This is a genomic window from Roseovarius sp. TE539 (genome assembly GCF_003298505.1).
GTDB lineage: Bacteria > Pseudomonadota > Alphaproteobacteria > Rhodobacterales > Rhodobacteraceae > Roseovarius.
Genome location: NZ_QNGB01000015.1, coordinates 45,543 through 71,725, shown reverse-complemented (window position 1 = coordinate 71,725; position 26,183 = coordinate 45,543). Strand labels below are relative to the sequence as shown.

32 protein-coding genes and 1 pseudogene are annotated in these 26,183 nt (G+C 63.2%); 16 read left to right on the top strand and 17 right to left on the bottom strand.

Features of this window, described 5'->3' with window-relative positions:
• The first annotated feature begins 45 nt into the window (after window positions 1-45).
• The 5 genes and pseudogenes from repB to DQW77_RS18230 all read left to right on the top strand — a co-directional run.
• Window positions 46-1,029 carry a plasmid partitioning protein RepB gene (gene repB, locus DQW77_RS11075; protein ID WP_113258287.1) on the top strand — a complete coding sequence of 328 codons (984 nt, stop codon included), beginning with the start codon at window positions 46-48 and terminating at the stop codon, window positions 1,027-1,029.
• The gene (locus DQW77_RS11070) at window positions 1,026-1,682 is read left to right on the top strand and encodes an AAA family ATPase (RefSeq protein ID WP_113258286.1); all 657 of its coding nucleotides are present in this window, start codon (window positions 1,026-1,028) and stop codon (window positions 1,680-1,682) included. Before repB ends, DQW77_RS11070 begins: the two co-directional genes overlap by 4 nt.
• A gap of 45 nt (window positions 1,683-1,727) precedes the next feature.
• Window positions 1,728-2,012, top strand: a complete 285-nt coding sequence (locus tag DQW77_RS11065) for a hypothetical protein (protein WP_113258285.1) — start codon at window positions 1,728-1,730, stop codon at window positions 2,010-2,012.
• A 6-nt stretch (window positions 2,013-2,018) separates the two neighbouring features.
• Window positions 2,019-2,639, top strand: coding sequence for a hypothetical protein (locus DQW77_RS11060; RefSeq protein WP_113258284.1), 621 nt, complete (start codon window positions 2,019-2,021; stop codon window positions 2,637-2,639).
• A 122-nt stretch (window positions 2,640-2,761) separates the two neighbouring features.
• Window positions 2,762-2,899 (top strand): annotated as a pseudogene (locus tag DQW77_RS18230) (hypothetical protein); the annotation flags it as partial.
• 80 nt (window positions 2,900-2,979) lie between these two features.
• Here DQW77_RS18230 and DQW77_RS18740 read toward each other — a convergent pair.
• The 13 genes from DQW77_RS18740 to DQW77_RS11005 all read right to left on the bottom strand — a co-directional run bounded on the left by DQW77_RS18740 (window position 2,980) and on the right by DQW77_RS11005 (window position 14,829).
• Entirely contained in the window at window positions 2,980-3,708 is a 729-nt protein-coding gene (locus tag DQW77_RS18740) for a DUF411 domain-containing protein (protein WP_113258283.1), read from the bottom strand.
• Between the two features lie 18 nt (window positions 3,709-3,726).
• Window positions 3,727-4,662 (bottom strand): DMT family transporter, encoded by a 936-nt coding sequence (locus DQW77_RS11050; RefSeq protein ID WP_113258282.1) that lies wholly within the window; start codon window positions 4,660-4,662, stop codon window positions 3,727-3,729.
• A 1-nt stretch (window position 4,663) separates the two neighbouring features.
• Window positions 4,664-5,443: a hypothetical protein gene (locus tag DQW77_RS11045; RefSeq protein ID WP_113258281.1), complete on the bottom strand. Its 780-nt coding sequence runs from the start codon at window positions 5,441-5,443 to the stop codon at window positions 4,664-4,666.
• The gene (locus DQW77_RS11040) at window positions 5,440-6,372 is read right to left on the bottom strand and encodes a cation diffusion facilitator family transporter (protein WP_113258280.1); all 933 of its coding nucleotides are present in this window, start codon (window positions 6,370-6,372) and stop codon (window positions 5,440-5,442) included. Before DQW77_RS11040 ends, DQW77_RS11045 begins: the two co-directional genes overlap by 4 nt.
• Before the next feature lie 99 nt (window positions 6,373-6,471).
• Entirely contained in the window at window positions 6,472-7,173 is a 702-nt protein-coding gene (locus DQW77_RS11035) for a copper resistance protein B (protein WP_113258279.1), read from the bottom strand.
• Window positions 7,174-7,198: 25 nt separating this feature from the next.
• Window positions 7,199-9,046, bottom strand: coding sequence for a copper resistance system multicopper oxidase (locus DQW77_RS11030; RefSeq protein WP_113258278.1), 1,848 nt, complete (start codon window positions 9,044-9,046; stop codon window positions 7,199-7,201).
• A 222-nt stretch (window positions 9,047-9,268) separates the two neighbouring features.
• A complete protein-coding gene (locus tag DQW77_RS18040; protein ID WP_147094963.1) occupies window positions 9,269-9,580 on the bottom strand; it encodes a hypothetical protein in 312 nt (103 codons plus the stop codon).
• A 454-nt stretch (window positions 9,581-10,034) separates the two neighbouring features.
• On the bottom strand, window positions 10,035-12,374 hold the full coding sequence (locus DQW77_RS11025; RefSeq protein WP_113258277.1) for a heavy metal translocating P-type ATPase: 2,340 nt from the start codon (window positions 12,372-12,374) through the stop codon (window positions 10,035-10,037).
• 25 nt (window positions 12,375-12,399) lie between these two features.
• Window positions 12,400-12,540: a hypothetical protein gene (locus DQW77_RS18225; protein ID WP_181711243.1), complete on the bottom strand. Its 141-nt coding sequence runs from the start codon at window positions 12,538-12,540 to the stop codon at window positions 12,400-12,402.
• Window positions 12,537-13,184 carry a TVP38/TMEM64 family protein gene (locus DQW77_RS11020; RefSeq protein ID WP_258523835.1) on the bottom strand — a complete coding sequence of 216 codons (648 nt, stop codon included), beginning with the start codon at window positions 13,182-13,184 and terminating at the stop codon, window positions 12,537-12,539. Before DQW77_RS11020 ends, DQW77_RS18225 begins: the two co-directional genes overlap by 4 nt.
• Window positions 13,185-13,269: 85 nt before the next feature.
• Window positions 13,270-13,743, bottom strand: coding sequence for a rhodanese-like domain-containing protein (locus DQW77_RS11015; protein WP_113258276.1), 474 nt, complete (start codon window positions 13,741-13,743; stop codon window positions 13,270-13,272).
• 12 nt (window positions 13,744-13,755) lie between these two features.
• Window positions 13,756-14,142 (bottom strand): DUF302 domain-containing protein, encoded by a 387-nt coding sequence (locus tag DQW77_RS11010; RefSeq protein ID WP_113258275.1) that lies wholly within the window; start codon window positions 14,140-14,142, stop codon window positions 13,756-13,758.
• Window positions 14,143-14,217: 75 nt separating this feature from the next.
• Window positions 14,218-14,829 carry an EF-hand domain-containing protein gene (locus tag DQW77_RS11005; RefSeq protein ID WP_113258301.1) on the bottom strand — a complete coding sequence of 204 codons (612 nt, stop codon included), beginning with the start codon at window positions 14,827-14,829 and terminating at the stop codon, window positions 14,218-14,220.
• 170 nt (window positions 14,830-14,999) lie between these two features.
• On the opposite strand from DQW77_RS11005, the gene DQW77_RS11000 reads away from it, so the two are divergent.
• Genes DQW77_RS11000 through DQW77_RS10990 form a run of 3 tightly spaced genes read left to right on the top strand, consistent with a single transcriptional unit; the run spans window position 15,000 to window position 17,462 of the window.
• A complete protein-coding gene (locus DQW77_RS11000; RefSeq protein WP_113258274.1) occupies window positions 15,000-15,722 on the top strand; it encodes a response regulator in 723 nt (240 codons plus the stop codon).
• Window positions 15,719-17,140 carry an ATP-binding protein gene (locus DQW77_RS10995; protein WP_113258273.1) on the top strand — a complete coding sequence of 474 codons (1,422 nt, stop codon included), beginning with the start codon at window positions 15,719-15,721 and terminating at the stop codon, window positions 17,138-17,140. Before DQW77_RS11000 ends, DQW77_RS10995 begins: the two co-directional genes overlap by 4 nt.
• Before the next feature lies 1 nt (window position 17,141).
• Window positions 17,142-17,462 carry an SHOCT domain-containing protein gene (locus DQW77_RS10990; protein ID WP_258523832.1) on the top strand — a complete coding sequence of 107 codons (321 nt, stop codon included), beginning with the start codon at window positions 17,142-17,144 and terminating at the stop codon, window positions 17,460-17,462.
• Between the two features lie 99 nt (window positions 17,463-17,561).
• On the opposite strand, the gene DQW77_RS10985 is transcribed toward DQW77_RS10990, so the two are convergent.
• The 3 genes from DQW77_RS10985 to DQW77_RS10975 are packed head-to-tail and all read right to left on the bottom strand — an operon-like array spanning window position 17,562 to window position 20,256.
• Window positions 17,562-19,712, bottom strand: a complete 2,151-nt coding sequence (locus DQW77_RS10985; protein ID WP_404947933.1) for a protein-disulfide reductase DsbD family protein — start codon at window positions 19,710-19,712, stop codon at window positions 17,562-17,564.
• A 33-nt stretch (window positions 19,713-19,745) separates the two neighbouring features.
• A complete protein-coding gene (locus tag DQW77_RS10980; RefSeq protein WP_113258272.1) occupies window positions 19,746-20,009 on the bottom strand; it encodes a hypothetical protein in 264 nt (87 codons plus the stop codon).
• Window positions 19,996-20,256 carry a DUF2933 domain-containing protein gene (locus DQW77_RS10975; RefSeq protein ID WP_258523830.1) on the bottom strand — a complete coding sequence of 87 codons (261 nt, stop codon included), beginning with the start codon at window positions 20,254-20,256 and terminating at the stop codon, window positions 19,996-19,998. The genes DQW77_RS10980 and DQW77_RS10975 overlap by 14 nt, the downstream gene beginning before the upstream one ends.
• A 259-nt stretch (window positions 20,257-20,515) precedes the next feature.
• Between DQW77_RS10975 and DQW77_RS10970 the strand changes: the two genes are divergently transcribed.
• The 8 genes from DQW77_RS10970 (at window position 20,516) to DQW77_RS10935 (ending at window position 25,582) form a co-directional block, all read left to right on the top strand.
• Window positions 20,516-20,980: a cytochrome c gene (locus DQW77_RS10970; protein ID WP_113258271.1), complete on the top strand. Its 465-nt coding sequence runs from the start codon at window positions 20,516-20,518 to the stop codon at window positions 20,978-20,980.
• A complete protein-coding gene (locus DQW77_RS10965; protein ID WP_113258270.1) occupies window positions 20,980-21,366 on the top strand; it encodes a hypothetical protein in 387 nt (128 codons plus the stop codon). The genes DQW77_RS10970 and DQW77_RS10965 overlap by 1 nt, the downstream gene beginning before the upstream one ends.
• 11 nt (window positions 21,367-21,377) lie before the next feature.
• Complete coding sequence (locus DQW77_RS10960) at window positions 21,378-21,890, top strand: plastocyanin/azurin family copper-binding protein (RefSeq protein ID WP_113258269.1); 513 nt, start codon at window positions 21,378-21,380, stop codon at window positions 21,888-21,890.
• A gap of 67 nt (window positions 21,891-21,957) precedes the next feature.
• Window positions 21,958-23,352 carry a multicopper oxidase family protein gene (locus tag DQW77_RS10955; protein ID WP_113258268.1) on the top strand — a complete coding sequence of 465 codons (1,395 nt, stop codon included), beginning with the start codon at window positions 21,958-21,960 and terminating at the stop codon, window positions 23,350-23,352.
• A gap of 101 nt (window positions 23,353-23,453) precedes the next feature.
• The gene (locus tag DQW77_RS10950; RefSeq protein WP_258523834.1) at window positions 23,454-23,846 is read left to right on the top strand and encodes a c-type cytochrome; all 393 of its coding nucleotides are present in this window, start codon (window positions 23,454-23,456) and stop codon (window positions 23,844-23,846) included.
• A 1-nt stretch (window position 23,847) separates the two neighbouring features.
• Window positions 23,848-24,579: a DsbA family protein gene (locus tag DQW77_RS10945; RefSeq protein ID WP_181711242.1), complete on the top strand. Its 732-nt coding sequence runs from the start codon at window positions 23,848-23,850 to the stop codon at window positions 24,577-24,579.
• Window positions 24,576-25,262, top strand: a complete 687-nt coding sequence (locus DQW77_RS10940; RefSeq protein ID WP_113258266.1) for a L,D-transpeptidase — start codon at window positions 24,576-24,578, stop codon at window positions 25,260-25,262. Before DQW77_RS10945 ends, DQW77_RS10940 begins: the two co-directional genes overlap by 4 nt.
• A 71-nt stretch (window positions 25,263-25,333) precedes the next feature.
• Window positions 25,334-25,582: a hypothetical protein gene (locus DQW77_RS10935; RefSeq protein WP_404947932.1), complete on the top strand. Its 249-nt coding sequence runs from the start codon at window positions 25,334-25,336 to the stop codon at window positions 25,580-25,582.
• 42 nt (window positions 25,583-25,624) lie between these two features.
• Here the strand turns inward: DQW77_RS10935 and DQW77_RS10930 are convergent, their stop codons facing one another.
• A complete protein-coding gene (locus tag DQW77_RS10930; RefSeq protein WP_181711240.1) occupies window positions 25,625-26,164 on the bottom strand; it encodes a Crp/Fnr family transcriptional regulator in 540 nt (179 codons plus the stop codon).
• Window positions 26,165-26,183 lie beyond the last annotated feature (19 nt).

Here is a 26,183-nt window from a genome sequence, read left to right as displayed (position 1 = left end):
GATCCCCATCCAAGCCACGGATGCAGACATAGAAGGAAACGCCCCATGCCCCGACGCAGAAATTCTCTACGGGACCTGGCTACACGATCGAAAACACCCGGGTTGGCAGCTGCCAACACCGGCCCGGCATCTGGCCGGATCGTCGAACTTGACCCGGGACTGGTCCATGACGGCGGCCTCGCGGATCGTCTCGATGTTGGCCAGGCTGAGATTGCCACCCTGTCCGAAAGCCTGCGGAATGCCGGGCAGAAGGTCCCGATCCTGGTGCGGCCGCATCCCGAAAAGCCTGGTGAATACGAGATCGTTGCCGGTCGTCGGCGTCTCGCGGCCTGCCACCACGCCGGGATCAACGTGCGCGCCGAGATCCAGGATCTCGACGACAAGTCCATGGTAATGGGCCAGGCGATCGAAAACATCGCGCGCGAAGACCTGACCTATATCGAGCGCGCGAAGCTCGCGGCGCGCATGGTCGATGAGGCCGACATATCCCCGGCAGATATCGACACCGCTTTTTCCTGCGGAAAGACAGACAGATCACGGTATCTGAAGATCGGCCGCGGCGTCCCGGACGACATCCTCTCTTTTGTGGGCAAGGCCCCCGGGATCGGACGACCCCGCTGGGAGAAGCTCGTGGCCCACATGGCGACCGACGAGACGGTGCTGCACCGGATGCGTGACGCGTTGGCAGCTGCCAACACCGAGGGACACAGCCTGGGCGATTCCGATGCCCGTTTTTCCCATCTTTACGAGGTCGCCTTGCGGTCCGAGCCTCAGGTTGCCCGCAAGGAGACGCCAACACCGGCCACGCGGGAGGTCCGCCTGCCGTCCCACGACAGGCCCGTGGGCACGATCACGCGCGGCGGGACCGGGCTCCAGCTGGCAATTCGCACGGACCTCAAACCCGGGTTTCTCGATTGGCTTGCCGAAAACGGAGAGTTGCTCGTTGTGCAGATGCTGCGGGAATACGAGTCCCACCGCATGATCGAGGACATCAGCGCCGCCGTTGAAGAAGAGAAGGCGAAAAAATGAGCCGAAAAACGAAAATCATCGCAGTCGCCACGCAGAAGGGTGGCGCTGGCAAGAGCACGATTTCGATCCATCTTGCGGTCCAGGCGATGCGGTCGAAGAAGACCGCACAAGTGATCCTGCTGGATCTCGACCCTCAGGGGTCCGTCGCCGACTGGGCGAAGCTGCGTGATCTCGAAGATCCAATCGTCCTGCAAGCCATGCCGGGCAATCTCCCCGCCTACCTCTCCCAGGCCGAGGAGGACGGCGCCGACTACGTGGTGATCGACACGCCGCCCCATGCCGGCGGCACGATCGACGCGGCGATCCGCGCGGCGGACCTCGTGGTCATTCCCATTCGGCCCGGCCCTTTCGACATCAAAGCGGCGGATGGCACCGTGGAAATCTTGAAGCAGGCCGGACGTCCAGGTCTTTTCGTCTTGAGCCAGGTTCCGGCCGTTGGCCCGGAGGCCAACGACACCGCCTCGGTGCTGCAGGAGCTGTACCCGGACGTCCCGGTGGCAAGGGCGCGGCTCGGTCAACGCAAGGCATTCATGCAGGCCCTGATCTCCGGCCAGGCGATTACTGAGTTCGACCGACCAAGTTCGAAGGCTGTCCGGGAAATCATTATGCTTTTCGCGGAAGTGCGAGGCAGGTTAAAGAGTTACTCGAGTTGATAACTTAATTTTTTTACGAGGAAGTTCGTATATTGACCAAGAAGATTGGATTCAAGGAGGCAAAAGCGGCGCGCGATAGAAGCCCTGCGCAACAAGACCTATCAGATCGCGGAGCGTCAGGAGATCGAAACCAAGAATCTGCTCTATGGCAATTCCGTTTCCGAAGAAGATGTCATCGAGATCATCATCAAGTGCCGCGGTCAGGATCATGAGATACGGCCGCACGACATGATCAAGACGGTCGATGTGCACATCCTTCGCAAGGACGGTTGGTACATCAAGTTCTACTTCCTCGATCCGGAAACCTTCTTTCTCAGCGTCCATAGGTGACACACCATGAAACTCTACAATGCCGGCGACAAATCCAAGGCGATCTGCGAGACCTGCCAGGACATGGTCGAGACGACCTTCCTGTATCGTGATGTCCCTTTCGATGACGGAACCGGGAAAGTGAAGGATATCCTTGCCTCCGTCTGCGATCGCTGCGGTGAGGTCGTGGCCATCCCCGCCCAGTCCTTGCCTGCAATTCGGCGTGCGCGTGAGAAGATCGAGGTCTCTCTGGAGGCCCAAGTGCCCGCATCGGACATCGAGATCCTCGACGCCGCTGCCACCCGGATTTCCGAGCGCGCGTCCGTGCGGCATCGCAAATTTCTTCTGGCGTTTTACGTCCGGAAGATGGCGCGTGACCCGCAGGGCGCTGAACGGATCAAGCAACTGTTTCTGGAGGCCAAGGCAGCCAAGCCGAAAGCGAAAGTGAGGGTTCCCCGCAAGCGCCTGTCGTTCAAGGTATCCCATGATTTCGAGGAGGAGTTCGCCGCATTCGCGAAGATCTCGGGGCTGAAGAAAACCCAAGTTCTGCGCGGCGTTGTTCGCGATATCCGATCCGACCTGGTTGCCCCGGAGCATCCAGCCTCCCTGTCGCAACTGCGCGAACTGGTCGCGACGATGGAAAGCTGAACCCTCAGTTTCCTGCCGTTGGCAGCTGCCAACGACCGCATGCAGGAGGTCCGCGCCACGCGAATTGAGCCTGATGTTCTGAGAATGTCTGATACGTATGGTTTGGAGAGCCTGCGACTTGGGTGGCAATCAAGTTCGGCATGACGACGAAGGCTTTAGGTGAGACGATCTTCCCCTATCTCACCATGGTCGAGGGCGTGAGGCTCGCCGCGCAGACATTCGAAATTGATGTCGCGAAGCTGTCGTGCTGCGCAGGGTGAAGCGGTGCCATACGAGCGTTCACATCACGAAGGGCAAAGAGTACTCTGAGACGAGTCATCTGTCACCCCAACCGTCTCGTTCAGGCATGTCGCTCGAAGATCTCGGTAGAGCTGTCTTTCAGCAGCAACAGTGTGTCGAACGCATCACGCTGGTTGCCCATCTCCATGCCAGGTGAGCCGATCGGCATACCGGGAACCGACAGGCCGATGGCTTCGGGACGTACGGCGAGCAGTCGTTCGACGTCTGCAGCCGGCACATGGCCTTCAATGACATACCCATCTACTAGCGCCGTATGGCACGAGGCCAGGTCGGGCGTGATCCCGGATTGCGTCTTGAACGCATACAGGGCGTTTTGGTCGACATTGCGTGCGTCCACGACGAAGCCGGCGCGCTCCATATGTTCGATCCAGGCCGAGCAGCATCCGCATGTTGGCGATTTGTAGACTTCGACGCGCGGTGCGGGCGACTGAGCGTGGACCACACCGGGCAGCCCGGCGGCAGCGACGCCCGCAACAATGAATTCTCGTCTGTTCATGCGTATTTCCAGTTCCAATCCTGTTCGATTTTGGCGGCTATTCGGCAAAGATTTCACATAGAGTTCATCAAGCCGGAGTTGCTGGGTAGCCGGCCTCCTTGAGGGCGGCCTGAAGCGTGGCGGCATCCTGCGCGGACATGATGCGGACATGATCGTGACGGTCTTCGAGGTCAGATCGCTATCGACTCTCGCGTCCGGATCGATCGCCCTGAGAGCCGTGTCTATGGCTGCGACGCAGTGACCGCAACTCATGTCGGGCACGTAGAACTTCATCTCGATTTATCCTCCATTTCAGGCACCAAGTGCATTCATTTGCTCGCATTGGCAAGGGTGGACGGCGGCGGTTTCCTTGCCGCGGCTCATCTCGCGCGTTAGCCAGAAACCGGACAGGAGCAACAATCCTCCACCAAAGATCATGCCCTGCGTTGGAACTTCGCCAAAGACAAGGTATCCCAGAGTCGCCGCCACGATCGGCGAGACGATAATATCGACCAGCGAATAGATGTTCGCCGAGATCTTCTTGAGCACCAGCGAAATCCCGAAATAGGCGAACCCCGTCGAGACGACGCCGAGGCAGACCGCCCACAGCATGACCGGAAGCGAAACGCCCAGGGCGGGATAGGCAACGAGTTTGCCGACTTCGCCCAGCCCGGCGAGAACCAGCGCCGGCGACAGCAGGATCGCTCCAGCCGCCATTGACCAGAAGATATCGTTTCCCGCCTCCTCGCGTCCCTCATGGCGCATGTATGTGACCATGGCGGCATAGATCGCGCCGGTGCTGAGCGCGACAAGGTTGCCTAACCAGTCGCCGCCCGCCAGCGGTTTGGCCAGCACGATGCCCACCAGCGCCAGCCCGAAGATCAGCAGATAGCTTTTCTTCGCGGGCTCGCCGAGGAACACCGCCGAGAAGATAAACACGAAGAAGGGGGCCACGCTCCAGAACACCACAGCGTTGGCGATCGGCACGAGCGTCATCGCATAGTTGAAGGCGCTGATCTGTGCCGCGATGAGCGCCCCGATGATGACCGTGTCCTTCACGTTGCCGCGCGGAAAGCGCAGAGGGCGGCCGGTCGCGTGCGGGATGGCCAGTGCGAGGAACGCGGCGGCAAAGCTCAGCGCGTAGAAGTTCAGCGTCTGGATCGGGATCCCATCCCCGGTCAGCTTGACGAAGACGCCGATCGTGGCTTCGGAGACGGTGATCAGGGCGAGTAGAAGGACGATGCGCATGTTATTTCTTGGGAGCATGTGGAGCGGTCTCGTGCCGTTGCGACCGCGCCGCCCAACACATGTCGCAGACGTCGTCCCCATGCGACAACGTCCGGCGCCTGCGATAATGACCGCGTACTCCGTCGCCCGCGATCAGATCAGCGCCCGGCCAATCATAGGTGCACCAACTCTGCCGGAATGCTTCGAGCGTATCGGGGTCGTCGTCGATATCGGCCAGCCGACGCGCGAAGCTCTGTGGCGGGCAGCAGGTGAAATGTGTGAGGATGTTGTCGCCGTCGCGCCGCGTCTCCACCGCATAGCCCGGCGCACCCGGACCATTGAACGGGAAATACAGCAGCGCGCGGATCGTCCAGCGCAGTCGCCGCCCCGGGTCGCGCGTGACCAGCCGCGCGGGCAGCGAACTCAGCCGCAGCATCCGGCGGTAGACGTCCCATCCGAGGTCGGCCACCACGGCGCGCGCGGTCTCGGGCTTCACGCCGAGATGGCGCAGGCTGCGGTCGGCAGCCGTGGTCCACACGGCAAATTCGACCATCACCCTGTTGCCAAAACCGGGGAGCGCGTCGAAATCCGCCCGCGCCCGCAAGCGGGGCACCTCGCTGTCCATCGCCTCGAGGAACCGCGCGATCTCGGGATCGAGCCAGCGGGTTTGGATGCCGTCCGCAAATGTCAGGAGATTGTTTGCCAGCCCTTTGCGCGCGGCTCGCCTGGTGACAAGCCGGATGATCCGACGCGCCAACAGAAGGCGAAGCGATGGTACGGATTGGGTCGCGGGGCCGTTCATGTCGTGGTCCTTTCGGTGGTTGGCGCGCGGGTGATGTCGATCATCTCGGCGCCGCTTTCATCGAGGCATCTGTCCTCGACCTGCAAGGTCACGAAGAAGAAGCCGAAACGGTCGCGCAGCATGCCGTGCGCGGCCTTGAGCACGTCCTGCGGGTCATGCCGGTCGCGCACCCGCAGATGACCGGAAAAGACATATTTGCCGCTGGTCAGCGCCCAGGCGTGGACGTGATGTGCGTCCGCGACACCATCTACCGCCTCCAGGTTTCGCGTGACCTCGCCAAGGCTTACATCGCTGGGGGTGCCCTCCATGAGTAAGTGCATGGAATCCCGCAGGATCCCCCAGCTTGCCCAAACCAGCACGAACCCGAAAGCCATGCCGAGAATTGGATCAATGAGCAGAAAACCCGTGAATTTTATGACCAACGCAGTGATGATGATCAACAGACTCCCAACGAATGTCTGAATGATATGCCAGAGCGCACCCTTGACGTTCAGATCGCTGCGGCTCTGCTTCCATATCAACCCGAGCGATATGAACTCGGTCACAAGACCTCCAGCCGCTGCCCAAAGCATTGGACCGGTCGGCAGATCAATAGGAGACCCTAGCCGCATTGCAGCCATCACGATCACAACGACTGCCATGGCAAGGAGGAAACCGCCATTGACCAGCGCGCCGATGATTTCTGCGCGATACCAGCCAAAACTGCGATTCTCATCTGCCGGACGATGGGCGAGCCGCGCCGCAACTATGGCCACAAGAACGCCACCCACAGCAGAGAAGGTGTGGAACGCATCCGAGATCACCGCGATGGAGCCGGTCCAAAGGCCGATTGCCATCTCAATGACGAAATATACACCCGTTAACCAAGCTGAAATTGCCATGCCGCGACCGCTCTGCGGCATGTGACCTGCGTGTCCCTGTGCGCTCATAATGGCCTCCTTTCCAGTTTGGTTATTTTGCTTCTATGCATCTTCTGTGAAGAAGGACATCGTCAGGCCGCCCCAGCCTACAACCGGAGCGGCCAATTTTCAGAACATCAGACGCGTACCAATCACAATCGAGAATGCATCCGTATCGTCGCCATTGGCGCGCAGAATATCCTTGGTATCGCCAAACGAGGCTTCATAGTTCACGCCGATGTAGGGAGAGAACGCGCGGTCGATGACATCGTAGCTGAGCCGTGCACCGATCTCGACTACCGCACCGCCCGCGCCGCGTTCGCGCGCAAGATCATCCTTGAGAGGCAGATCAACCTCGATGCTCGGCGTGAGGATCAGGCGATTGGTCAATAGCGCCTCATACTCTGCCTCGAAACGGAAGAAGGGGTGATCAGAGATGAAGAAATCGGCATCGATCTCGAACCATTGCGGAGCGAGTCCTTTAACGCCCACGACGCCTGCGTAGCGGTCGGGAGCGCCATCAGGCGTGTCCGCGTAGGCCCCAACCACGGCGTCGAAGAACGTCGAAATCGGAAACTGCAGACGCAGCTGATTTTCCAGCTTCTCGTAGTTATCCGATGTGAGGCCAAGTTCCGCCTCACTACGCCAGACGGCCTTCAACTCGTCCGATCCGGCTAGGGCATCGAAATCCCAAACGAAGGCATCCTCACCATCCATCGCGCGATATTCGAACTGCTCCGCTTGAAAGCCCCAGATCAGAGGCTCAGCGTATGCAATCTGAGCCAAGGGCAGAAGGAGGCCGGCTAGTCCGGCCAGTTTGAAACGTTTCATCATGATTTTCCTTGTATTGACTGGCTCAGGCCGGGCGCCCTCTGACCACGACTTTGCGGAACATACCCCCATCGGCGTGGTAGGAGAGGTGGCAATGGAAGGCCCATTGTCCGGGAGCATCGACCTCAACTTCCATATCAACCGTGGCACCAGGCTGAACGCTCACCGTGTGCTTGATAGGATTGCGCGAACCCTGACCAGTATCAACGATCGACCACATCCCGTGAAGGTGCATCGGATGCGCCATCATCGTTTCGTTGATGAACCGGATACGCACGCGTTCGCCATAGTTGAGCACGATAGGATCAGCGTCCTCGTATTTTACATCGTTGATCGACCAGATGTACCGTTCCATATTTCCGGTTAGACGCAGTTCAATGGTGCGCGACGGAGCACGGTTCCGATAGAGCGGCCGTGCGGCGCGCAAATCCTTGTAAGACAAGAACTTTCCGCCATTATAGGCTTTGGGCGTCAGCCCGCTGCCGGGTGCGTAGAACGGATCGCCTCCTTCTGACATCGCCATGCCAGAATGATCCATCCCTTTCATGCCAGGTTTGCTTGAACCCGTCATCTGCGAGTGGTCCATACCTTTCATCGCAGGTTGCGTCGACATCTCCATCTTGGAATGATCCATGTCCTGCATGGCCGAATGGTCCATACCAGTCATGTCTTGCATGCCACCCACGTTCTGCATGACGTGATCACCCATATCCATGCCCCCCATCATCCCGCTCATGTCGGCCATGGTGAGCAAAGGCTTGGGTCGGAGAGGTGGCACCGCCCCGGCATAACCCTCCTTTGGTGACAGCGTCCCGCGAACCAGGGCGGTGCGGCCCATCGACTCGGCAATGATGCTATAGACCTTGTTTTCCCGTGGTTGGACGATGACGTCATATGTCTCCGCCACGGCAACACGCAACTCATCCACCGTGACCGGCTTGACGTCGTTGCCGTCGGCCTGGACCACGGTCATCTTCAGGCCCGGGATTCGCATGTCGAAATAGGTCATGGCCGAGGAATTGACGATCCGCAGGCGGACCTTCTCACCGGGCCGGAACAGCCCCGTCCAGTTCTGCGAGGTGCTCCGCCCGTTGATCAGGGCAGTAAATCCCTGCACATCCTCAATATCTGTCGGCATCATCCGCATCCGGCCCCACATTCCGCGATCCTTGAGCGCAGCTTTCAAACTGTCCTGACGCGAGTCCTCGATCAGCGTCTGCAAGGTGCGTTGCGACCGGTTGTAGTAATCCGGCATCATCTTGAGGTTGCGCATGATCCGACTGCCGGGGTGCGGGTGCTTGTCGGCCAACTGCACGACATAATCACGATCGGCCCGGACCCGCTCGCCGCCACGCGGCTCGATCACGATCGCCCCGTAGGCACCATCGGGTTCCTGAAAGCCAGAGTGACTGTGAAACCAGTAAGTGCCAGCCTGTTGGATCGGGAACCGGTAGGTGAAAGTTTCACCCGGAGCAATACCGCCGAAGCTGATGCCGGGGACGCCATCCTGCCGGAAGGGCAGAATCAGTCCGTGCCAATGAATCGAGGTGCTCTCGCGAAGGTTGTTGGTCACGTTGATGGTGACTTCTTCGCCCTCCTTGAACCGCAGGACTGTGGGAAGCTGGCTCTTGTTGTAACCGACGCCCATTTTTCGAAAGTTCCCTGTATCGATCCGAACCTGGTCGACAGTGATGTCATAGGTGCCTTTCGAAGTGACTTTTGGCGCTTCGTGAGCGCGCAATACCGACGGCATGGCGAGCGCGGCAGCCGCGGTCAAACCAAATTGTCGCCGGGAGAAACCTGTTGCCAGGTGTTCAGACGAGCTGAGCGCCGTATCAGAAAGCGCCTGCTGTTTTCCTTTAAAGAGTCGCATGCTCTTTTCCTTTTGATGATTTACGCGAAGGTTCGCCCGAAAGGGCGAAGCTGAATTTGCTTTAGAAGGATTGTTCCGACGAACGCCCGAGGTGTTCCGACGAACGCCCGAGGTGTTCAGACGCTGTCCCAGGCAGCACCTTCTTCGTACGCTCACACCCATTCTAACCTGGACGCGAATTGAGACCGCAGACGTGTGCTGCAGGAATGGAAACGAAGCTTATTAGGCTCGAGGCGGGGGTGAAGATGCTTCCGGCGTCAAGCTCTCTGCGTCGACTGGACTTGACCGATGATAAACATGAACGACAAAAAATTGCGGTTCGCGCAGTGAATGATCCACATTGGTAAATGTGACACAGTGTACCATTGCACCCGGGCAGACGGAGATAGAATTGCCCGACATGAAATGTTCGCCACAGTCGCGAACATCCATCGCGATAACATCACCCTGATTTCCTTGCAGCGAACCTGCGCCGGGCCCGACAAATGGCAGCGCCACACCCATCAGCAAGATGAGCGACAGAATATGAGCCATCCGTGTCAGTCTGAAGAAACGCATAAGTCCCCGCGATGCTATTCGTCGGTAACAGAGTGCGTTTATAGCGAAAGATCAAGGATACATTTCGTTACAATCATTATGCCCCTAAAGCCCAGATTTGTCTCGAACTTTTATCACTGGATATCAGTACCGATACCCAGTGACTCGATGTTATGAGGAAAGGTTCGCTATGTCTTCCAGTTAAATCGTGCTAGGTGACTCGGGTGATCTGAACAGGTTACGGGCATTATGTAAGTGGTTTTCCACCTCGGTTATGCCGCAACTGTTTCGGGTAACAGCAGGTTGAAGCAGACCTGATCGAGGTTTTCCAGTTAAGCGATGAATGCGGTTACCGACCGTTGTGAACGCTCAGATATCAACGGCCGACCCGGACCCCGAATACGCTGGTATTGGCCCGTGATGTACGCTCGTCATGATTGTCGTCGTTCCATCAGAGCTTTACCCGCCGCAGCCGCAGCGCGTTCGAGATGACGGAAACCGAGGACAGGCTCATCGCCGCCGCCGCGATCATCGGCGACAGGAGCAGGCCGACGACCGGATAGAGGATGCCCGCCGCGATCGGCACGCCCGCCGCGTTGTAGGCGAAGGCGAAGAACAGGTTCTGGCGGATGTTGCGCAGCGTCGCCTTCGCGAGTTTCCGCGCCCGCACCAGCCCCACCAGATCGCCGCGCATCAGCGTGATGCCCGCGCTCTCCACGGCGACGTCGGCGCCCGTGCTCATGGCGATGCCCACATCCGCCGCCGCCAGTGCCGGGGCGTCGTTCACACCGTCGCCGGCCATCGCCACCGACGCGCCCTTCGCGCGCAATTCCTCGACCAGCTTCTGCTTGTCCTCGGGCAGAACGTCGGCGCGTACCTCGTCGATGCCCAGTTGACGCGCGACAGCCTCGGCCGTTTGCTGGTTGTCGCCGGTGGCCATTATGATCGTCAGACCGAGCGCGTGCAGATCGCGGATCGCCCCTTCGGTGCTTTGCTTGATCGGATCGGCCACGGCGACGATCCCCGCGAGCGCCCCATCGGCGGCCACGAACATCGCCGTCTTGCCATCCGTGCGGAGCGTGTCGGCCCGCGCCTCGGCGTCGCCGGTCTCGAGCCCGAGGTCCTGCATCATCGCCGGATTGCCGAGCGCCACGTTGCGTCCGTCGACGGTGCCGCGCACGCCCTTGCCGGTGACCGCTTCGAAATCGGCCGCGCTGCCGGGCGACAGACCACGATCCCGCGCGCCCGCGACGATCGCCTCGGCCAGCGGATGTTCCGAGCCACGTTCCAAAGCGGCGGCGAGGCCCAACACCTCCGCCTCGTCGCCCTGCAGTGCCACGACATCCGTCAGCGTCGGCTTGCCCTCGGTCAGCGTGCCGGTCTTGTCCACGATCACCGTGTCCACACGCGCCATCCGTTCCAGCGCCTCGGCGTCCTTGATCAGCACGCCCGCCTGGGCGCCGCGCCCCGCAGCCGTGGTGATCGAGATCGGCGTCGCGAGGCCGAGGGCACAGGGACAGGCGATGATCAGGACGGAGACGGCCGAAGCGATGGCAAAGGCCAGCGCCGGTTCGGGACCGAAGGCAAGCCAGGCAAAGAACGCCAAGATGGCCACCGCGACGACCGTCGGCACGAAGATCGAGGAGACCCGGTCGGCCAACCCCTGGATCGGCGCGCGCGACATCCGCGCGCCGGCGACCATCTCGACGATCTGGGCCAGCACGGTGTCGGCACCGACCTTGGTCGCCCGGATCGCCAGCGTGCCGTTCTTGTTGATCGTGCCACCCGTGACCCGGTCGCCTTGCGTCTTCTCGACGGGCACGGGCTCGCCGGTGATCATGCTTTCGTCAACGGACGTGTGGCCCTCGACCACTTCGCCATCGACCGGCACGCTGTCGCCGGGGCGTACGCGCAGCAGGTCGCCCTCTACGATGTTCTCAAGCGGTGCATCATATTCGCTCCCGTCTGGAAGAATCCGCCGCGCGGTCTTGGGCGCGAGGTCCATCAGCGCCCGGATCGCGTCGCCGGTGCGTTCCCGTGCGCGAAGCTCCAGCACCTGGCCGACGAAGACCAGCGCGATGATGACGACCGCTGCCTCGTAATAGGTGCCGACCCCGTCACCCATCCGGTACTCTTCGGGGAACACGCTGGGTGCGAAGGTGGCGACCAGCGAATAGATATAGGCCGCGCCGACCCCGAGCGAGATCAGCGTCCACATGTTGGGGGACAGATTCCTGAACGAGTCGACGCCGCGCCGGAAGAACGGAAGCGCCGCCCAGAGAACAATGGGTGTGGCGAGGATGAATTCGATGTAAACCGAGCGCTGGTGGCCCAGCCACCCCCGCACGTCGAGGCCCACAAGTTCGCCCATGGTGATCACGACCAGCGGCACGGCCGCCGCGGCGCTGATCCACATCCGCCGGGTGAAGTCGGTCAGTTCCTCGCTGGACTCGTCCGAGGGCACCATCGGCTCCAGCGCCATGCCGCAGATCGGACAGCTTCCGGGTTCGTCGCGGATGATTTCGGGGTGCATCGGGCAGGTGTATTGCGTGCCGGCCTGGGCTTTCTGCGATGTCTTCTGCGCGTTTCCCGACGCGTAGAAATAAGGATCCGCATCGAATTTCGTCTCGCAGCCTTCCGAGCAGAACCAGTAGGTGTCACGGCCGTAATCCCGCGACCGCGCGTCCTCGCGCATCTCGACCTGCATGCCGCAAACCGGGTCCGTCGCGGTTTTCGCGCCGGAGGCCGGAGCGTCGTGGTGGTGCTGATGGTTGTGGTTGTGATCGGACATCGTTTATCCCCTTTGCATCTACGGCTCATGTAGGGCTTCCAGTAGTGGGAAGGTCAAGGTGCGATGCGCCGATCCTCTCATTTCCACCGGCCCCGATCACCACGCCCGTTTCCATCGCCACGGCGTCGGGCATGCTGAGGCTGTTCTGTTGGTAGTCGGAACTCATGTTTGACTGGCCTCCGTGGTGTCTTTCGCCGGATCGTCTTTTCTCGAAGTTGCGCCACGGCGAAGCGCAACCAGCACAAGGGGAAGGCCCGTCATGAGGCCCAGTCCGAGGGCGATCCATTCCGCGCTGCCGAAGGTGCCGTCCATCGCAGCGCTGCCAAAATGCGCGAGCACGAAACTCGCGGGCAGGATGCCGGCCATCGTGGCCAGGGCGAAGCGCCAGAAGTGAAGGCAACTGAGCCCCGCAGCATAGCTTATCGCGTCGAATGAGACGAAGGGCAGAAGGCGGCTCACGAAAACCGTGAGCGTCAGTGCGTTCTGTGAGCCCAGCAGACCGTAATCGGATTTTTCCCCGAGAAGTCGCTCGACCGGTCCACGTCCCAGCCCGCGAGCGGTGAGGAAGGCCGCAAGTGCGCCGAGCTCGGATCCGAGTGCGACATAGAGAGTGCCGGCGTAGTGACCATAAGCGGCTCCCGAGGCCAGTGCGATCGGTGCGCTGGGAATGGGGCTGGCGACGACCGCGACCGTCATGAGGAAGACAATTGCGAGTGGACCCAGAGATCCGGCGCGCGCGACCCACGTCTCGACCGTCACCCGGTCCAGGTCGAACGACCACCATCCTGTAGCCCAGCCTACGAGGCCCAGCCCAAGGAGAGCACCGACGACAAGGGCGGCACCCTTGCCGAGGAACAGGTAGTTATTTCTCTTCGAGGCACTCTCTTCGGGCACGTCAGGCAAGGTCCTCCGGCGTCGAGGCAAGCGCCGCGTCCAGCGGAACCACGGGCAGACCGGCAGCAAGCCAGCCGGGACCCCGGCGAGACCCCAGCATGCCCTCGGAGATGTCCACGTAGCCCTCGTAACGAGCCTGCCGGAGCGCACGAAGCAGGGACGCCGAACGCCCCCCGGTCGCGCAGATCAGGCCGACATCGCGGGAGCCGGCCAGCGCCTTCGCCGCAAAGAGGCGATCCGGAAATCGGTCCTCGTGCATGCTGATCGGCCAGACCCCGGCCCCGACGCCGGTTTCCAGCCACTCCTCGCGCGACCGCACATCGACGACGCGCGCGCTGTCTGCAAGAAGGGCGTCATAGGCCTCCTCCGCCGACCAGATTGTCCGGGCCTGTGCGGTCAGGGGGGACGTGATGAGGGTGACAGGCGCTGCCGCCAGCCCAAGAATGAAGACGCGCCGACCGTGTGCCGTTGTCATCGGTTGTCTCCTTCAGGCCGCATCCACTGCGCGCACGAGCATGTCGCGGACCTGACCGGCGACCTTGTGCAGCTCGGCATTGTCAACTGCCTGCATCGAGGCAACCGGGTCGATGGCGCTCACCTCGGTGCCGCCGTCCACGCTGCGCAGGATCACGTTGCAGGGCAACATCGCGCCGATCCGCGGCTCGAGGCCCATGGCCTGCCAGGCCATGTTCGGATTGCAGGCGCCAAGGACCTTGTAGCCGTCCATGTCCTTGTCGATCTTTTTCTTCATCGTCGCCTTGACGTCGATCTCGGTCAGAACGCCGAAACCAGCGTCCGTCAGCGCCGCGCGCACGCGGGTCTCTGCGTCGTCGATGTCGGTATCCGCCAGCAGGCGGTCATGTGTGTATGCCATTCTGTCTGTCCTTTCAGGAGTTGGGCCCGGCCCCGCAGGATGCGGGACCGGGCGAGGAGTGGCGGCAAGGCGGGCTCAGTTGTTGCCCATCCGATCCTGGCCGGGTGTCCCCATCATACCGCCGTCGCGCTGCATGCCACCATTCGGTCCGGGCATCATGCCGTCGCGCATCGTCTGCATGCGTTCCATCATGTCAGCGGGCTTGACGATTTCTGCCACCGTCACCGCGCCGTCGCCATCGTCGTCGAGGAACTGGAAGCGGTCCACCATGGTTTCGCGGATGAGCGCGCCGTGGAGCGTCTCGAATTCGGCGATCGACAGGGTTTCGTCGCCATCGGCATCGTATTCCGCCAGCAGGGCCTGCAATCCTTCGTGGGCTTCTTCGGGCGTCACCGTGCCATCGCCATCGGCGTCGAACCGCTCCAGGCCCATGCCCATCAGCGACGCGCCGCCGCCCATCATGCCCTGGCCCATGGGCCCACCGGAGCCCATCATGCCCATGCCGCCCTTCATCATTTGCCGATGCATCCGCATCATCATCTGCATCATGTCATGATTTCCGGCGGCCGGACCCTGCGCTCCCGGAGCACCCTGGCCATCATGCCCGTGATTGCCTGCGGCCAGGGCTGCTCCGCCCAGAGCCATAAAGATGGCGGTTGTTGCTGCGAGTTTCGCTCTGGTATTCATGTCTGTCTCCTTTTCCGTGAGAAACGCCTCACCGACATGGGAAGACATGAAGGACCGCCAAGGCCGCGTCATTCCCGATCTTGTATCCGTTTGTCGCAAGGCGCGTAGCTGATACAAAGCGCTACAATCCCGGTGCTGACCGCGCGCCGCCACACTGCCAAATGAGAACTATGAACAGTTTGCCGCATATCCTCGTCGTCGATGATCACCGCCAGATTCGGGACTCGGTCACGCGATTTCTGGAACGCAATGGCATGCGGGCGACGGCGGCCAAGGATGCCCGGGAGATGGAAGAAAAGCTCGCGAAAGGTCACTTCGACCTGATGGTGCTCGACGTCATGATGCCGGGCGAGGACGGGCTTTCGATCTGCAAGCGCCTGTCGGCCGAGAAACGGCTTCCGATCATCATGCTCACGGCCCTCGGGCAGGATCAGGACCGGATCGTAGGCCTCGAGATCGGCGCGGACGACTATCTGCCGAAACCGTTCAACCCGCGCGAGCTTCTGGCACGGATCAAGGCGGTCCTGCGCCGCGCCCCCGAGGAGAGACTTGAGGCCGGACCGCTTTCGGGGCGCATCCTGCGGTTCGGCGGACTGACGCTCGATACCGACGCGCACATGCTGACCGACCGGGACGGCAATCGCGTGCAACTGACGACGGCGGATTTCCGGCTGTTGACGGTCCTTTTGGCGCGTCCGCGCACGGTTCTGAGCCGCGAGCAGATACTCGACCTCACGGCGGGGCGCGCGGCGGGGCCGCTCGATCGCACGATCGACAACCAGATCAGCCGGCTGCGGCGCAAGATCGAGATGGACCCGTTGCGCCCGACGCTTATCACCACCGTGCGAAGCCAGGGCTACAGTCTGAACGCCGATGTCGAGGTGGTCGAATGACCCGGCCGCGGATCGGCACCTTGCGCGCGCAACTCGTGCTTCTCATCCTCGGGGCCCTGGCCATGGCGCAGGTGGTGAGCCTGTGGCTCTTCGCGGACGAACGCAGCCTTGCCGTCCGCGCCGCCCTCGGCTTCGAGGCGGCCGGGCGCGCCGCCAATGTCGTGCGGCTGCTGGAGGAAGCGCCGCCCGATCTGTCCGCGTCCATCGTGCGGGCGGCGAACTCACCGCTCGTGCGGTTCGATCTTGCGCCCGCGCCAAGCGTCACCGTGCCCGACCATCATCACGCAGACTACATCGAAACGCGGGTCCGGGCCTTGCTTGACGACAGCTTCAGTCGCGACATCAGGGTCAACCTGAGGGAAACCACCCTCCCTCTTCATCCGATCCCGAATCTGTCCCCGCAAATGGCCGAGATGCATCAGGACATGATGCGCGGCCGAATGCAGGCGGTCGAGATGACTTTGTCCATCGCGCTCTCCGGCGGTCAGTGGCTGAACGTCGCCACGCGGTTCGAACGCCCGCCCTTGCAATGGCCTCTTTCCTCCTTTCTCGCCTTCGGGCTGACGGCCGGGTTGATCCTCGTCGCGGCGTTCTGGTTCGTGATGACCCGTCTGACCGGGCCGCTCCGCGATCTGTCGCGCGCCGCCGAGGGCCTGGGGCGCGGCGACGTGCGTGAGCCGCTGCCTGTCGCCGGCCCCGACGAGGTGCGCGACCTCACCCGCGCGTTCAATCGCATGCAGGATCGGCTGACGCGATTTGTCGCGGACCGCACACGCATTCTCGCCGCGGTCAGCCATGATCTGCGATCGCCCCTCACGGCGATGCGGTTCGATGCAGAACTCGTCGAGGACGTGGAGACCCGCGAGAGCCTGATCGCCTCCATCGACGAGATGCAGACGATGGCCGAGGCCACGCTCAACTTCGCCGAGGGGCTGGCCGGGCGCGAAGCCTCGGAGCTCGTCGACCTGCCCGATTGGCTCGAAACCCTGGCGGGTGACAAGGCCACGCCGTTCGTGCTGACCGGCGGCCCGCCGATGACGGTGCGCATTCGCCCGCTCGCCCTGCGCAGGGCCGTTCGCAACCTGGTCGAGAACGCCACCCGCTACGGGGGCGGCGCCACGGTCGGCTGGCACCGCGCGGGCGACGATCTGGTGATCGAGATCACCGATCATGGCCCCGGCATCCCCGAGGAAGAGCTCGACGAGGTCTTCGCGCCGTTTCACCGGCTGGAAGCGTCCCGTTCGCTCGAAACGGGCGGCCACGGGCTGGGCCTTGCCATCGCGCGGGCGATCGTGCGCGGACACGGGGGCGACATCCGGCTTGAAAATCGGGCCGAAGGCGGTCTGAAGGCGTCGATCTTCATCCCGCTGGCGGAGGACGCACAAAACAACGACCAGACAAAGCAGAAGGAGACCTGAAATGAGACAAGCGGCAATCTGGACGACCATCGGGCTTGCGGCGCCGACACTGGCCGCCGCGGACCCCGGGGAAAACTGGCAGGGAGGATATGGTCACATGATGTGGGGTGGCGGCTATGGTATGTTCGGCGGGCTGATGATGATCCTGTTCTGGGGCATCATCATCGCGCTCATCGTGTTCGCGGTGAAGTGGTTCACCGACAATCAGGGCGGCGGAAATCGCGGAAAGCGCGATGCGCTCGAAATCCTTCGCGAACGCTTCGCTTCGGGCGAGATCGACGAGGAGGAGTTCGACCGTCGGCGCAAGGCGCTGGAAAAGTGAGGCCGCCACTCGGCCGTTCCCGCCGCGGCGGGAACGGTCGAAACCATTTCCACGAAGAGCAGCGCCTGCCGCATCCCGAAACAGGTGCAACACGGGCGTTCAACGCTGGCCGGCGATGTCCCGTTCTTTCCCAACGGCATCGTCGAGCGCCGCCATGACCACGTCCGGGGTCAGCAGTTCCGGCAGGACGATGCCGTCCGGGGCGGCCGGACCATAGACCGCGTTGAACGGAATACCGTACCGGTCGAAGCTTTCCAGATAGCGCGAAATCGCCGGATCGGGCCGCGTCCAGTCGGCCTGCATGGGGGTGACGCCCTCGGCCGCGAGCACCGAGACAACCGGTTCGCGGTCGAGCACGAGCGCCTTGTTGGCCTTGCATGTCAGGCACCAGTCGGCCGTGACGTCCACGAACACGACCTCGCCCCTCGAGACACGGCGGGCGATCTCCGCCCTGTCGAAGCGCACCCACTCGGTCACCTGAGACGAAAGCGCGCGGGGCGTTGACGTGTCGGCCAGATACCCCGCGCCGAAGAGCATGATCCCCACAAGGGGCAGCGCGAGCCCGGCACGAACCGCGCCCCGCAGCCTCGACAACGACAGCAGCATCACGAGGCCGGCGGTCATCCCGAGGACCGCAAGCATCGTGGTCGTGCCGGCCACGCCCCGCAGCACCCAGACCAGCCAAGCCGCGGTGACGGCCAGCAGAAGGCCCAGCATCACCCGAAGCGCGATCATCCACCGCCCCGGCCTCGGCAGGTGACGGACCAGACCGGGGCGAACCGCGACCAGCAGGTAGGGGGCGGCGAGCCCCAGCCCGAGGAAGGTGAAGACCAGCGCGATATCCACGCCGCGCCCGGCCAGAGCGAAGGCAATCGCGGTCCCGAGAAAGGGCGCGGAGCAGGGCGTGGCCAGTACCGCGGCGAATGCACCGGTCAGGAAATCGCCCACATGCCCCCCGGCGCCGCCGGCCCGCGCAAGCCGGGTTTGCAGGCTTGGAGGCAGGCTGATCTCGAAGGCACCCGCGAGGTTCGCCGCGAAGATGGCGAGGATGGCCACCATCAGCGCAAGGAAGACCGGGTTCTGGAATTGCAGGCCCCAGCCAACGGTGACTCCCGCCTGCCGCAGCGCGAAAAGGACCGCGGCGAGGCCCCACATGAAGGCCATGACCCCCGCGGCGGAGGCGAGGAAGCCCCATCGCACGCGCGCGTGACCGGCACCTTCCAGCTTCATGGCAGAGGACAGCTTGATCGACAGCACCGGAAGCACGCAGGGCATGACGTTCAGGATCACCCCGCCCAAGAAAGCCGTCAGGGCGATCCAGACCATGCTGGAAAGCGGCGCGGTGGTGCGGGCTTCGGTGTAGGGCGGGGGCGGCGCGGCCGCGACCCTGTCCGGCGTCACGGTCACGGCCCAGCCATCGGCGTCGGTCGCGGTGAGCGATATCTCGGCCGTTGGATCGGCGGGCGGCGAAAGGATGGGCAGACGCGCCCAGAGCAGATCGCCATCCTCACCCAGCCTGATGTCAGGGGTGCCGAGAGAGGCACTTTCGCCGAGTTCCGGGAACACATCCGGCGCCTCGAAGGGCGAGGCGCGCCGCAGCGTCACGGTCAGCGCGGTGGCGTCGGCATCGACATGCGCGGTGGCGGACTGGATTTGCCCGGCTTCCGCTCCAACCGGGACGCGACCCGCGTAATCGGCGATGCGCGCGGCGCTGTCCGGGTCAATCGACGTGCCTTGGGGCAGGTCCAGCGACAGGCTGAAATCCTGCGGCACGCAAACATTGGAGCAGGTCAGAAGCGTCACCGAAGCGGAGAGATAGGCGGGCTGGCCCGGCTGTTCCAGCGCGATGCGCAGTGGAAAGACGACCTCGTCATGATAGCCGTAATTCTCTATGCCGAAGGCGGTGAACCGCTCGGGCGCGGGCCATTGAAATTCGACCTCGGCCACGTTGCGCGACCCGGCCCAGTCGATCCTGGGCGGGAAGCCGACCTCTCCCGGGGTGCGCCAGTAGGTCTTCCAGCCCTCGCCAAGCGCCAGCGTCAGCCCCGCCGAAACTGTCCCCGCGCCGGGCGCGATGCCGTTTTCCGCCGTGATGAGCTGCGCGCTGACCGCCGGTGTCGTCGCTCGGTCAGACGTTGCGGCGGAGGCCATCGGCGCCGCCATGGTCATCGACACAAGCGCCGCCGCCAGCAGGGAGCCGGCCCTGCCAATCAATCGGCGCAACATGCAGAAATCGTCCGTCACCGGCATAGGGTCCTTTTCGCGTTTCGGATCACGCGGCAATCATTGCGCCACTGTCTCGGGCTCATTGAACGCATAACCCACCCGCCCGTCATCGCAGGCGAGGATGAAGACACCGTCTGGGCCGGTCCGGACGGCGCGGCATCCATTCGGGAGTGCGACCGCCACGCCGCGCGTTGACAGCGTGGCGTCGGTATTCAGGCACTGCCGCACTCCCGCCCCGCAACCGGCAAGCGTAAGAAGGGCAACGAGCGCCAGTTTCGGGCGCGCGCCGTGGATCACTGCCGTGCAATCAGCGCGGGGCATGGACCGGGACAACCGCCGGGCCTTGTTCGGGTTTCTCGTCCGGGGTCTCCTCCCGGGGATCTGCGGTGCTGTCGTGGCAGGATCTGCCCATCATCCGATGCATCACGACATGCGCGCCGAGGCACAGCGCCAGCGGGGTCAGAAGCCCGAGATTGCCCGCAAGCCCGCCGAACGTTCCGCCCGCCACAAGAAAGGCACCGAGGGGGACAAGCATCACGGCGCAACAGGCCAGCATGCCAAGCTTCATTCCAGCACCTCCTGATAGCAGAGTCCGTGGGTTCCAGGCCATCATATCCTCCATTCCGCTGATGAGATAAATGATAGGCGGCTCTGCCGCGCAAAGGTCAAGGATACATTCGGATACAAAAAACACGGGGCCACCGGATTGCAACATGGCTGAGAGCCGATAAATAAACGATCAAATATCGAGTGGTCTGAACCTACAGTGCCCTGACCGGCGCTTAGGCGGAGCGGAGCAGGCCACAGGCAAGCAAAGGGCAAGGAACGTGGACAAGCTGGGGCTTCTCATCGGCGGTGTGTTTGTTGCCGGGCTTGGCATGGCGATATGGCAATTCACGCAACCGTCCGAGCCGCAGGCGGAAGGCATGGTCCACCCGGATCCAACAGAAACAAGCGAGCTGGCTCAGGGCGCGCCCATCGTCGAGGTTCGGCTTCCCGAACAGCTGTCGCCCGAGGCAACCATCGGCAAGCGCGCCTTTGAGGCAAAATGCGCGGAGTGCCACGGTAAAAACGCGGCTGGTCAGAACGGTGTCGCGCCGCCGCTGATCCACCGCACCTATGAGCCGAGCCATCATTCGGACGAAGCCTTTCAGATGGCGGTTCGGAACGGCGTGCGCGCCCATCACTGGCCCTTCGGCAATATGCCCCCGATCGAGGGTCTGACCCGCGCCGACGTTCAGTATATCACCCGCTACATCCGCGAAGTGCAGCGCGAGAACGGGATCAATTGATGCGAGCTCTGTCCTTTCTGGCCGCGCTCGGCGGTCTTGTCTCAATACTCATGATCGCGCTCGTGGCCCTCGCCGCGCCGACTCCCGGCCTCGCCGACACGTGGGATGCCCATTCAGACCTCGTCGAGGTCACGGACGGCGATGTCGCGACGGCCGAGCACGCTGCGCATGAGGACATGCACGACGGATCTTGCCATCCCGACCCGTCCTGTTCCCCGGCCGCCATTCTGATGACCCGACCGATTTTCGGGGCACACGGATTCCGGGCCGTGCGTCAGCCGCTCGCGAAAACAGCAACAGCCGGGAGAAACGCGCCCGTGGATCTTCCGCCTCCGCGCGCCCGGGCCCTGCCAAGACCGAATATCCTGAACGACACACAAACATGAGAGACCAAGACATGATCAAGACACTTCTGACCGGCACCGCCCTCGCGGCCAGCCTGACCGCTTCCGTGGCCCTGGCCGATGCAGGGCACGGCAGCGGTATCGGCAAACCCGGCGACGCCGCACAGGTCGACCGCACCATCACCATCGAAATGGACGAGATGAAATACAGCCCCGAGAGCATCGAGGTCGCACCCGGCGAGACGATCCGCTTCGAGGTGAAGAATGTCGGCCGCGTTGTCCACGAGTTCAACATCGGCACCAGCGAAACCTGGGACGGGCATCGCGGCGAAATGCGCACCATGATGCGTGAAGGCATGATGAACGCGCGTGAAATCAACCATGACCGGATGATGGAAGCCGGGATGATGCATGACGACGCCAACAGCGTCCTGCTGGAGCCGGGCGATACGGGCGAAGCCATCTGGACCTTCCCCGAAGGTGGCGAGATCGGATTTGCCTGCAACGTGCCCGGCCACCGCGAGGCCGGTATGGTTGGCGAATTCCGGATGGGGCACGACTCCTGACGCTCTGACGACAAGGGGGTGGGCGAGACTGTCGCCCGCCTCGACACTTTTTGCGGAAACATGGGCCATGCCGACACGACGCGCCTTTATCGGACAGACCGCCGCCACTCTGGGCCTGGCGGTGAGCGGTCGGCAGATCCTCGCCGCCTCTCACGCGCCCGCGATCCTGACAGCGCGCGAAGCCTCGGTCCAGCTTGCCCCCGACGGCTATCCGGCGACATCCATCTGGGGCTACGAAGGCCGCGCACCCGGCCCGGCGATCCGGCTGCGCCGGGGCGAACGGGTGCAGCGGCGGCTGGTCAACGACCTTCCGGAGCCGACCTCCATCCATTGGCACGGGATCCGCATCGAAAACGCGATGGACGGTGTCTCGGGCCTGACGCAAGAGGCCGTCGCGCCGGGTCAGGCTTTCGACTATGATTTCGTGGCGCCCGACGCCGGAACCTACTGGTACCACGCGCATAACCGGTCCTGGGTGCAGGTCGCCCGCGGCCTGCACGGGCCGCTGATCGTGGAAGAGGCCGAGCCACCGGAAGTGGATCGCGAGGAAACCCTCGTGCTCGACGACTGGCTGCTCGACCCCGAAACGGCGCTTATTGATGAGAGTTTCGACAATCCCATGCGCATGAGCCATGGCGGCCGGATCGGAAACCTGATCACCACGAACGGTCAATTCGATCTTGCAATCCCGGTAGAGCGGCACATGCGTCTGCGGCTGCGGCTCATCAACGCGTCGAACGCGCGGATCTTTCCGTTGCAACTTGCCGGTTTGCGGGGCTGGACCGTCGCGCTCGACGGTATGCCGCTTGCCTCCCCCGAACCGCTGGAGGACGTCATCGTCCTCGCCCCGGCGCAACGCGCCGATCTGATCGTCGATGTGACGGCCGAGGTGGGCGAGACAGCCCATCTCGTGCGGATCGGCAATGACGACCGGCCGGCCTCGCAGGTGGCGTTCCCCGTGCCGGGCAGCGCCGCGCAGACGCCGCGCTCGGCACCAGCGGCGCTGCCGCCCAATTCCGGCGAGGGGATCCGGTCGCTGGCAGATGCACGACAGTTACGGCTGGTGATGTCGGGAGGCGCCATGGGGCGGATGGACAGCGCCTTGCTGGGCGGAGAGCGTCTGGGCTTTCGCGACCTCGCGGCGCGGGGCCGGTTCTGGGCCTTCAACGACATGGCCGAGATGACACAGACCCCGCTGGCCGATCTTTCCCTTGGCGAGCCAGTGCGGCTGGAGATCGTCAACGAGACCGTCTTTCCCCATGCCATGCATCTGCACGGGATGCATTTCCGCGAAATCCGCGACGGCAGACCCGTCGGACCGATGCGCGACACGCTCCTCGCGGCCGCGCAAGAGACGCGCGAGATCGGCTTCGTCGCGGACAATCCGGGCGACTGGCTGTTTCACTGCCACATGCTCAGCCATGCGGAAAGCGGGATGATGACATGGGTGCGCGTGACATGAAGGCCTGGGTGATGATCGCCGCGTCGGCGGTGCTTGGCCTTGCAGGGGCCGGGGCATGGTTGACACTGCGTGACGCGCCGCAGGCCGCCGTGAACCCTGCCATGCCAGTGATGCCGGCGACGGTGGATATCGCGCAGGGCGAAGCGCTTTATGCCCAGAACTGTGCCGCCTGCCACGGTGCCAACCTCGAAGGACAGCCAGACTGGCGAACCCCCGATGCGGATGGGCGTCTGCCCGCGCCGCCTCACGATGAAACCGGGCACACGTGGCACCATCCCGACCGGATGCTGTTTCAATACACGAAACTCGGCGGACGCGAGGCCCTGGCCCGGCAAGGCGTGAAATTCGACAGCGGCATGCCCGCCTTCGGCGACGTCCTGACGGATCGCGAGATCTGGAACATCCTCGCCTACATCCAGTCAACCTGGCCCGAACGCGCCGGCGCCGCGCAGGCCGAACGCACGGCCGCTGATCTGGCAAACGAAGGAAATTGACATGAAACGACTGATCTCGACAATCTTGGTGTGGCTTTCCCTTGCGCTGCCTGTCCCGACAGCAGCCCAGGACCTCTCCGAAGACCGGGTGCGCGAGCTGGTGCTTGAGACGATCCGCGAAAACCCCGAGATCATCATGGAGGCCATCGCGATCCTCGAAGCCCGGCAATCCGAGGCGCAGGCAGCGTCGCAGGGCGAGGTGCTCGCCAAGGAACGCGACGCGCTGGAACGCGACCCCAATGCGCCGGTCCTGGGCAACCCGGAGGGCGATGTCACGGTGGTGGAATTCTTCGACTACAATTGTCCCTATTGCCGTCGTGTCAAGCCCGAGGTCGAGGCCCTGCTCGAGGCCGATCCGAATATTCGCCTTGTCTATCGCGAATGGCCGATCCTTGGCGAAGGGTCGGTGTTTGCCACCCGCGCCGCGCTGGCGGCGCGCGAACAGGGGCTTTACGAAGACTTCCATTGGGCGCTGATGGGCATGAGCGGCCGCGCCGAGGAATCGTCCGTCCTTCGGATCGCGGAAGACATCGGCCTCGACATCGCGCAATTGCGCCGCGACATGGAGGCGCCGGAGATCGACGCACATATCGAGACCTCGATGCGCCTGGCGCAGGCCCTCGGCATCACCGGCACGCCATCTTTCGTGATCGGCGACGCCCTTGTGCCCGGTGTCGTGGATGAGGAACAATTGAGTTCGCTTGTTTCTGATGCACGGGAGCCGGAACAATGACCGCAGCCGGAAAGACGGTCCTGACGCGCCGCCATTTCATCGTGACCGCAACCGCCCTGTTCTCGCCGCCCGTCTCAGGGCCGCTTCTGGCGGATAGCTGGCCGAGCGAGGCGCAGAAAAGCGCATGGGACGCCGAGGTCACGCCACCCTTCTTCGATCTGGAGGTATCCAATCCCTGGGGCCTCGATCCACGATTTCTTCCGCAACGGGTCGAGGCGCGTGCGGGCCTTGTTGCGGGGAACATTCACGTCGATGCCATTGCGCGCTACCTCTATCACATCGAGGAGGGCGGGACAGCCATGCGCTATGGCGTGGCCATCGCACGCGGCAATCTCTACGAACCCGGCACCTACACGATCCGGCGCAAGGTGCGCTGGCCACACTGGACCCCAACGCGCGCGATGATCGAACGCGACCCGGAGCTTTACGCGGACGTCGCCGACGGAATGGAGCCGGGTCCTGACAATCCGCTCGGCTCGCGCGCGCTCTACCTCTACGTGGGCAATCGCGACACCTATCTGCGCATCCACGGTTCGCCCTATCCCCGCTCCATCGGGGGCCGCGCAAGCTCGGGCTGCGTGCGCATGGTGATGGCCCATATCAACGCGCTCTACCCGCAGGTTGAAATCGGCGTCACAGCCTACCTGCACCCGCCCGAAGATTACGTCAACGCACAGAGTTGAGCGTCGAATTCGAGGCACCCGACAGACGCCCGCGACCCCGCTGCGCGAAAGGACCTGACTTGGGACGAAAAGTGATCAACAGCTTGGCATTGTCGGCCCTTCTGGGCGGATGCACCGCCGTCGTCGGCACCGAAAACACGGCTCCCGATCCCGTCCCCGAGCAGGTTGCTGCCCTGGCAGCGCCTTACCAGGATGTCTCGACGGCGCGCCTGTTGCCGCGTGACGGGTGTTACTGGTATCTCCACGAGGGGCCGGTCGAAGCCACCCTCTTGCCGCTTAGAACCATCGACGGGCGACCGATCTGCGCTGCGCGAGAGTAGAGGGCCGCGCTGTGGTTGGCCGTGATCATCGCGGGTCGTCGCTCAACTTCGGGACCTGGCGGCGCGGCGCCGCGACAATTCGCGATAGAGCGCCTCCCGGGTGACGCCCAGTTCGGCAGCCACCTCCTGCCAGCGACCCCTTTCAGGCAGGGCGTTACCTTCTCCGAGCCACGCGTCGAGACGGTCCGCCACCCTTGGCAGCGAGCGGATTTCGGCCCGGAGGCGCGCTGCCTGCACGCTGCGCGCCAGCAGCGTGGCCCAGCTTTCCGCGAGCGCTGGATCTCCGGCGAGCGCGGACAAAAAACGCGCCTTCGGCACGCCCGCGACGACGCTTTCCTCGGCCGCCGCGGCATCGCAGTGATAGCGCGGCGAATAGGCCGAGGCTTCGGCGACAACCGCGCCTGGTCCCGCGTTCTGCAGAACCATGTGCGCTCCGAGCGTGGTGTGTCGCTGCAGATGCATCAGGCCGGAGCGTACCATGTAGATGTTCGCGACATCTTCGCCCGTTGCGAACAATGTCTCGCCGCGGGTCAGCGCGGTGTCGCGTGCATCCTGAAATAGCAATAAAATTGGCTTCTGCATGATCATGATCATATGGCTT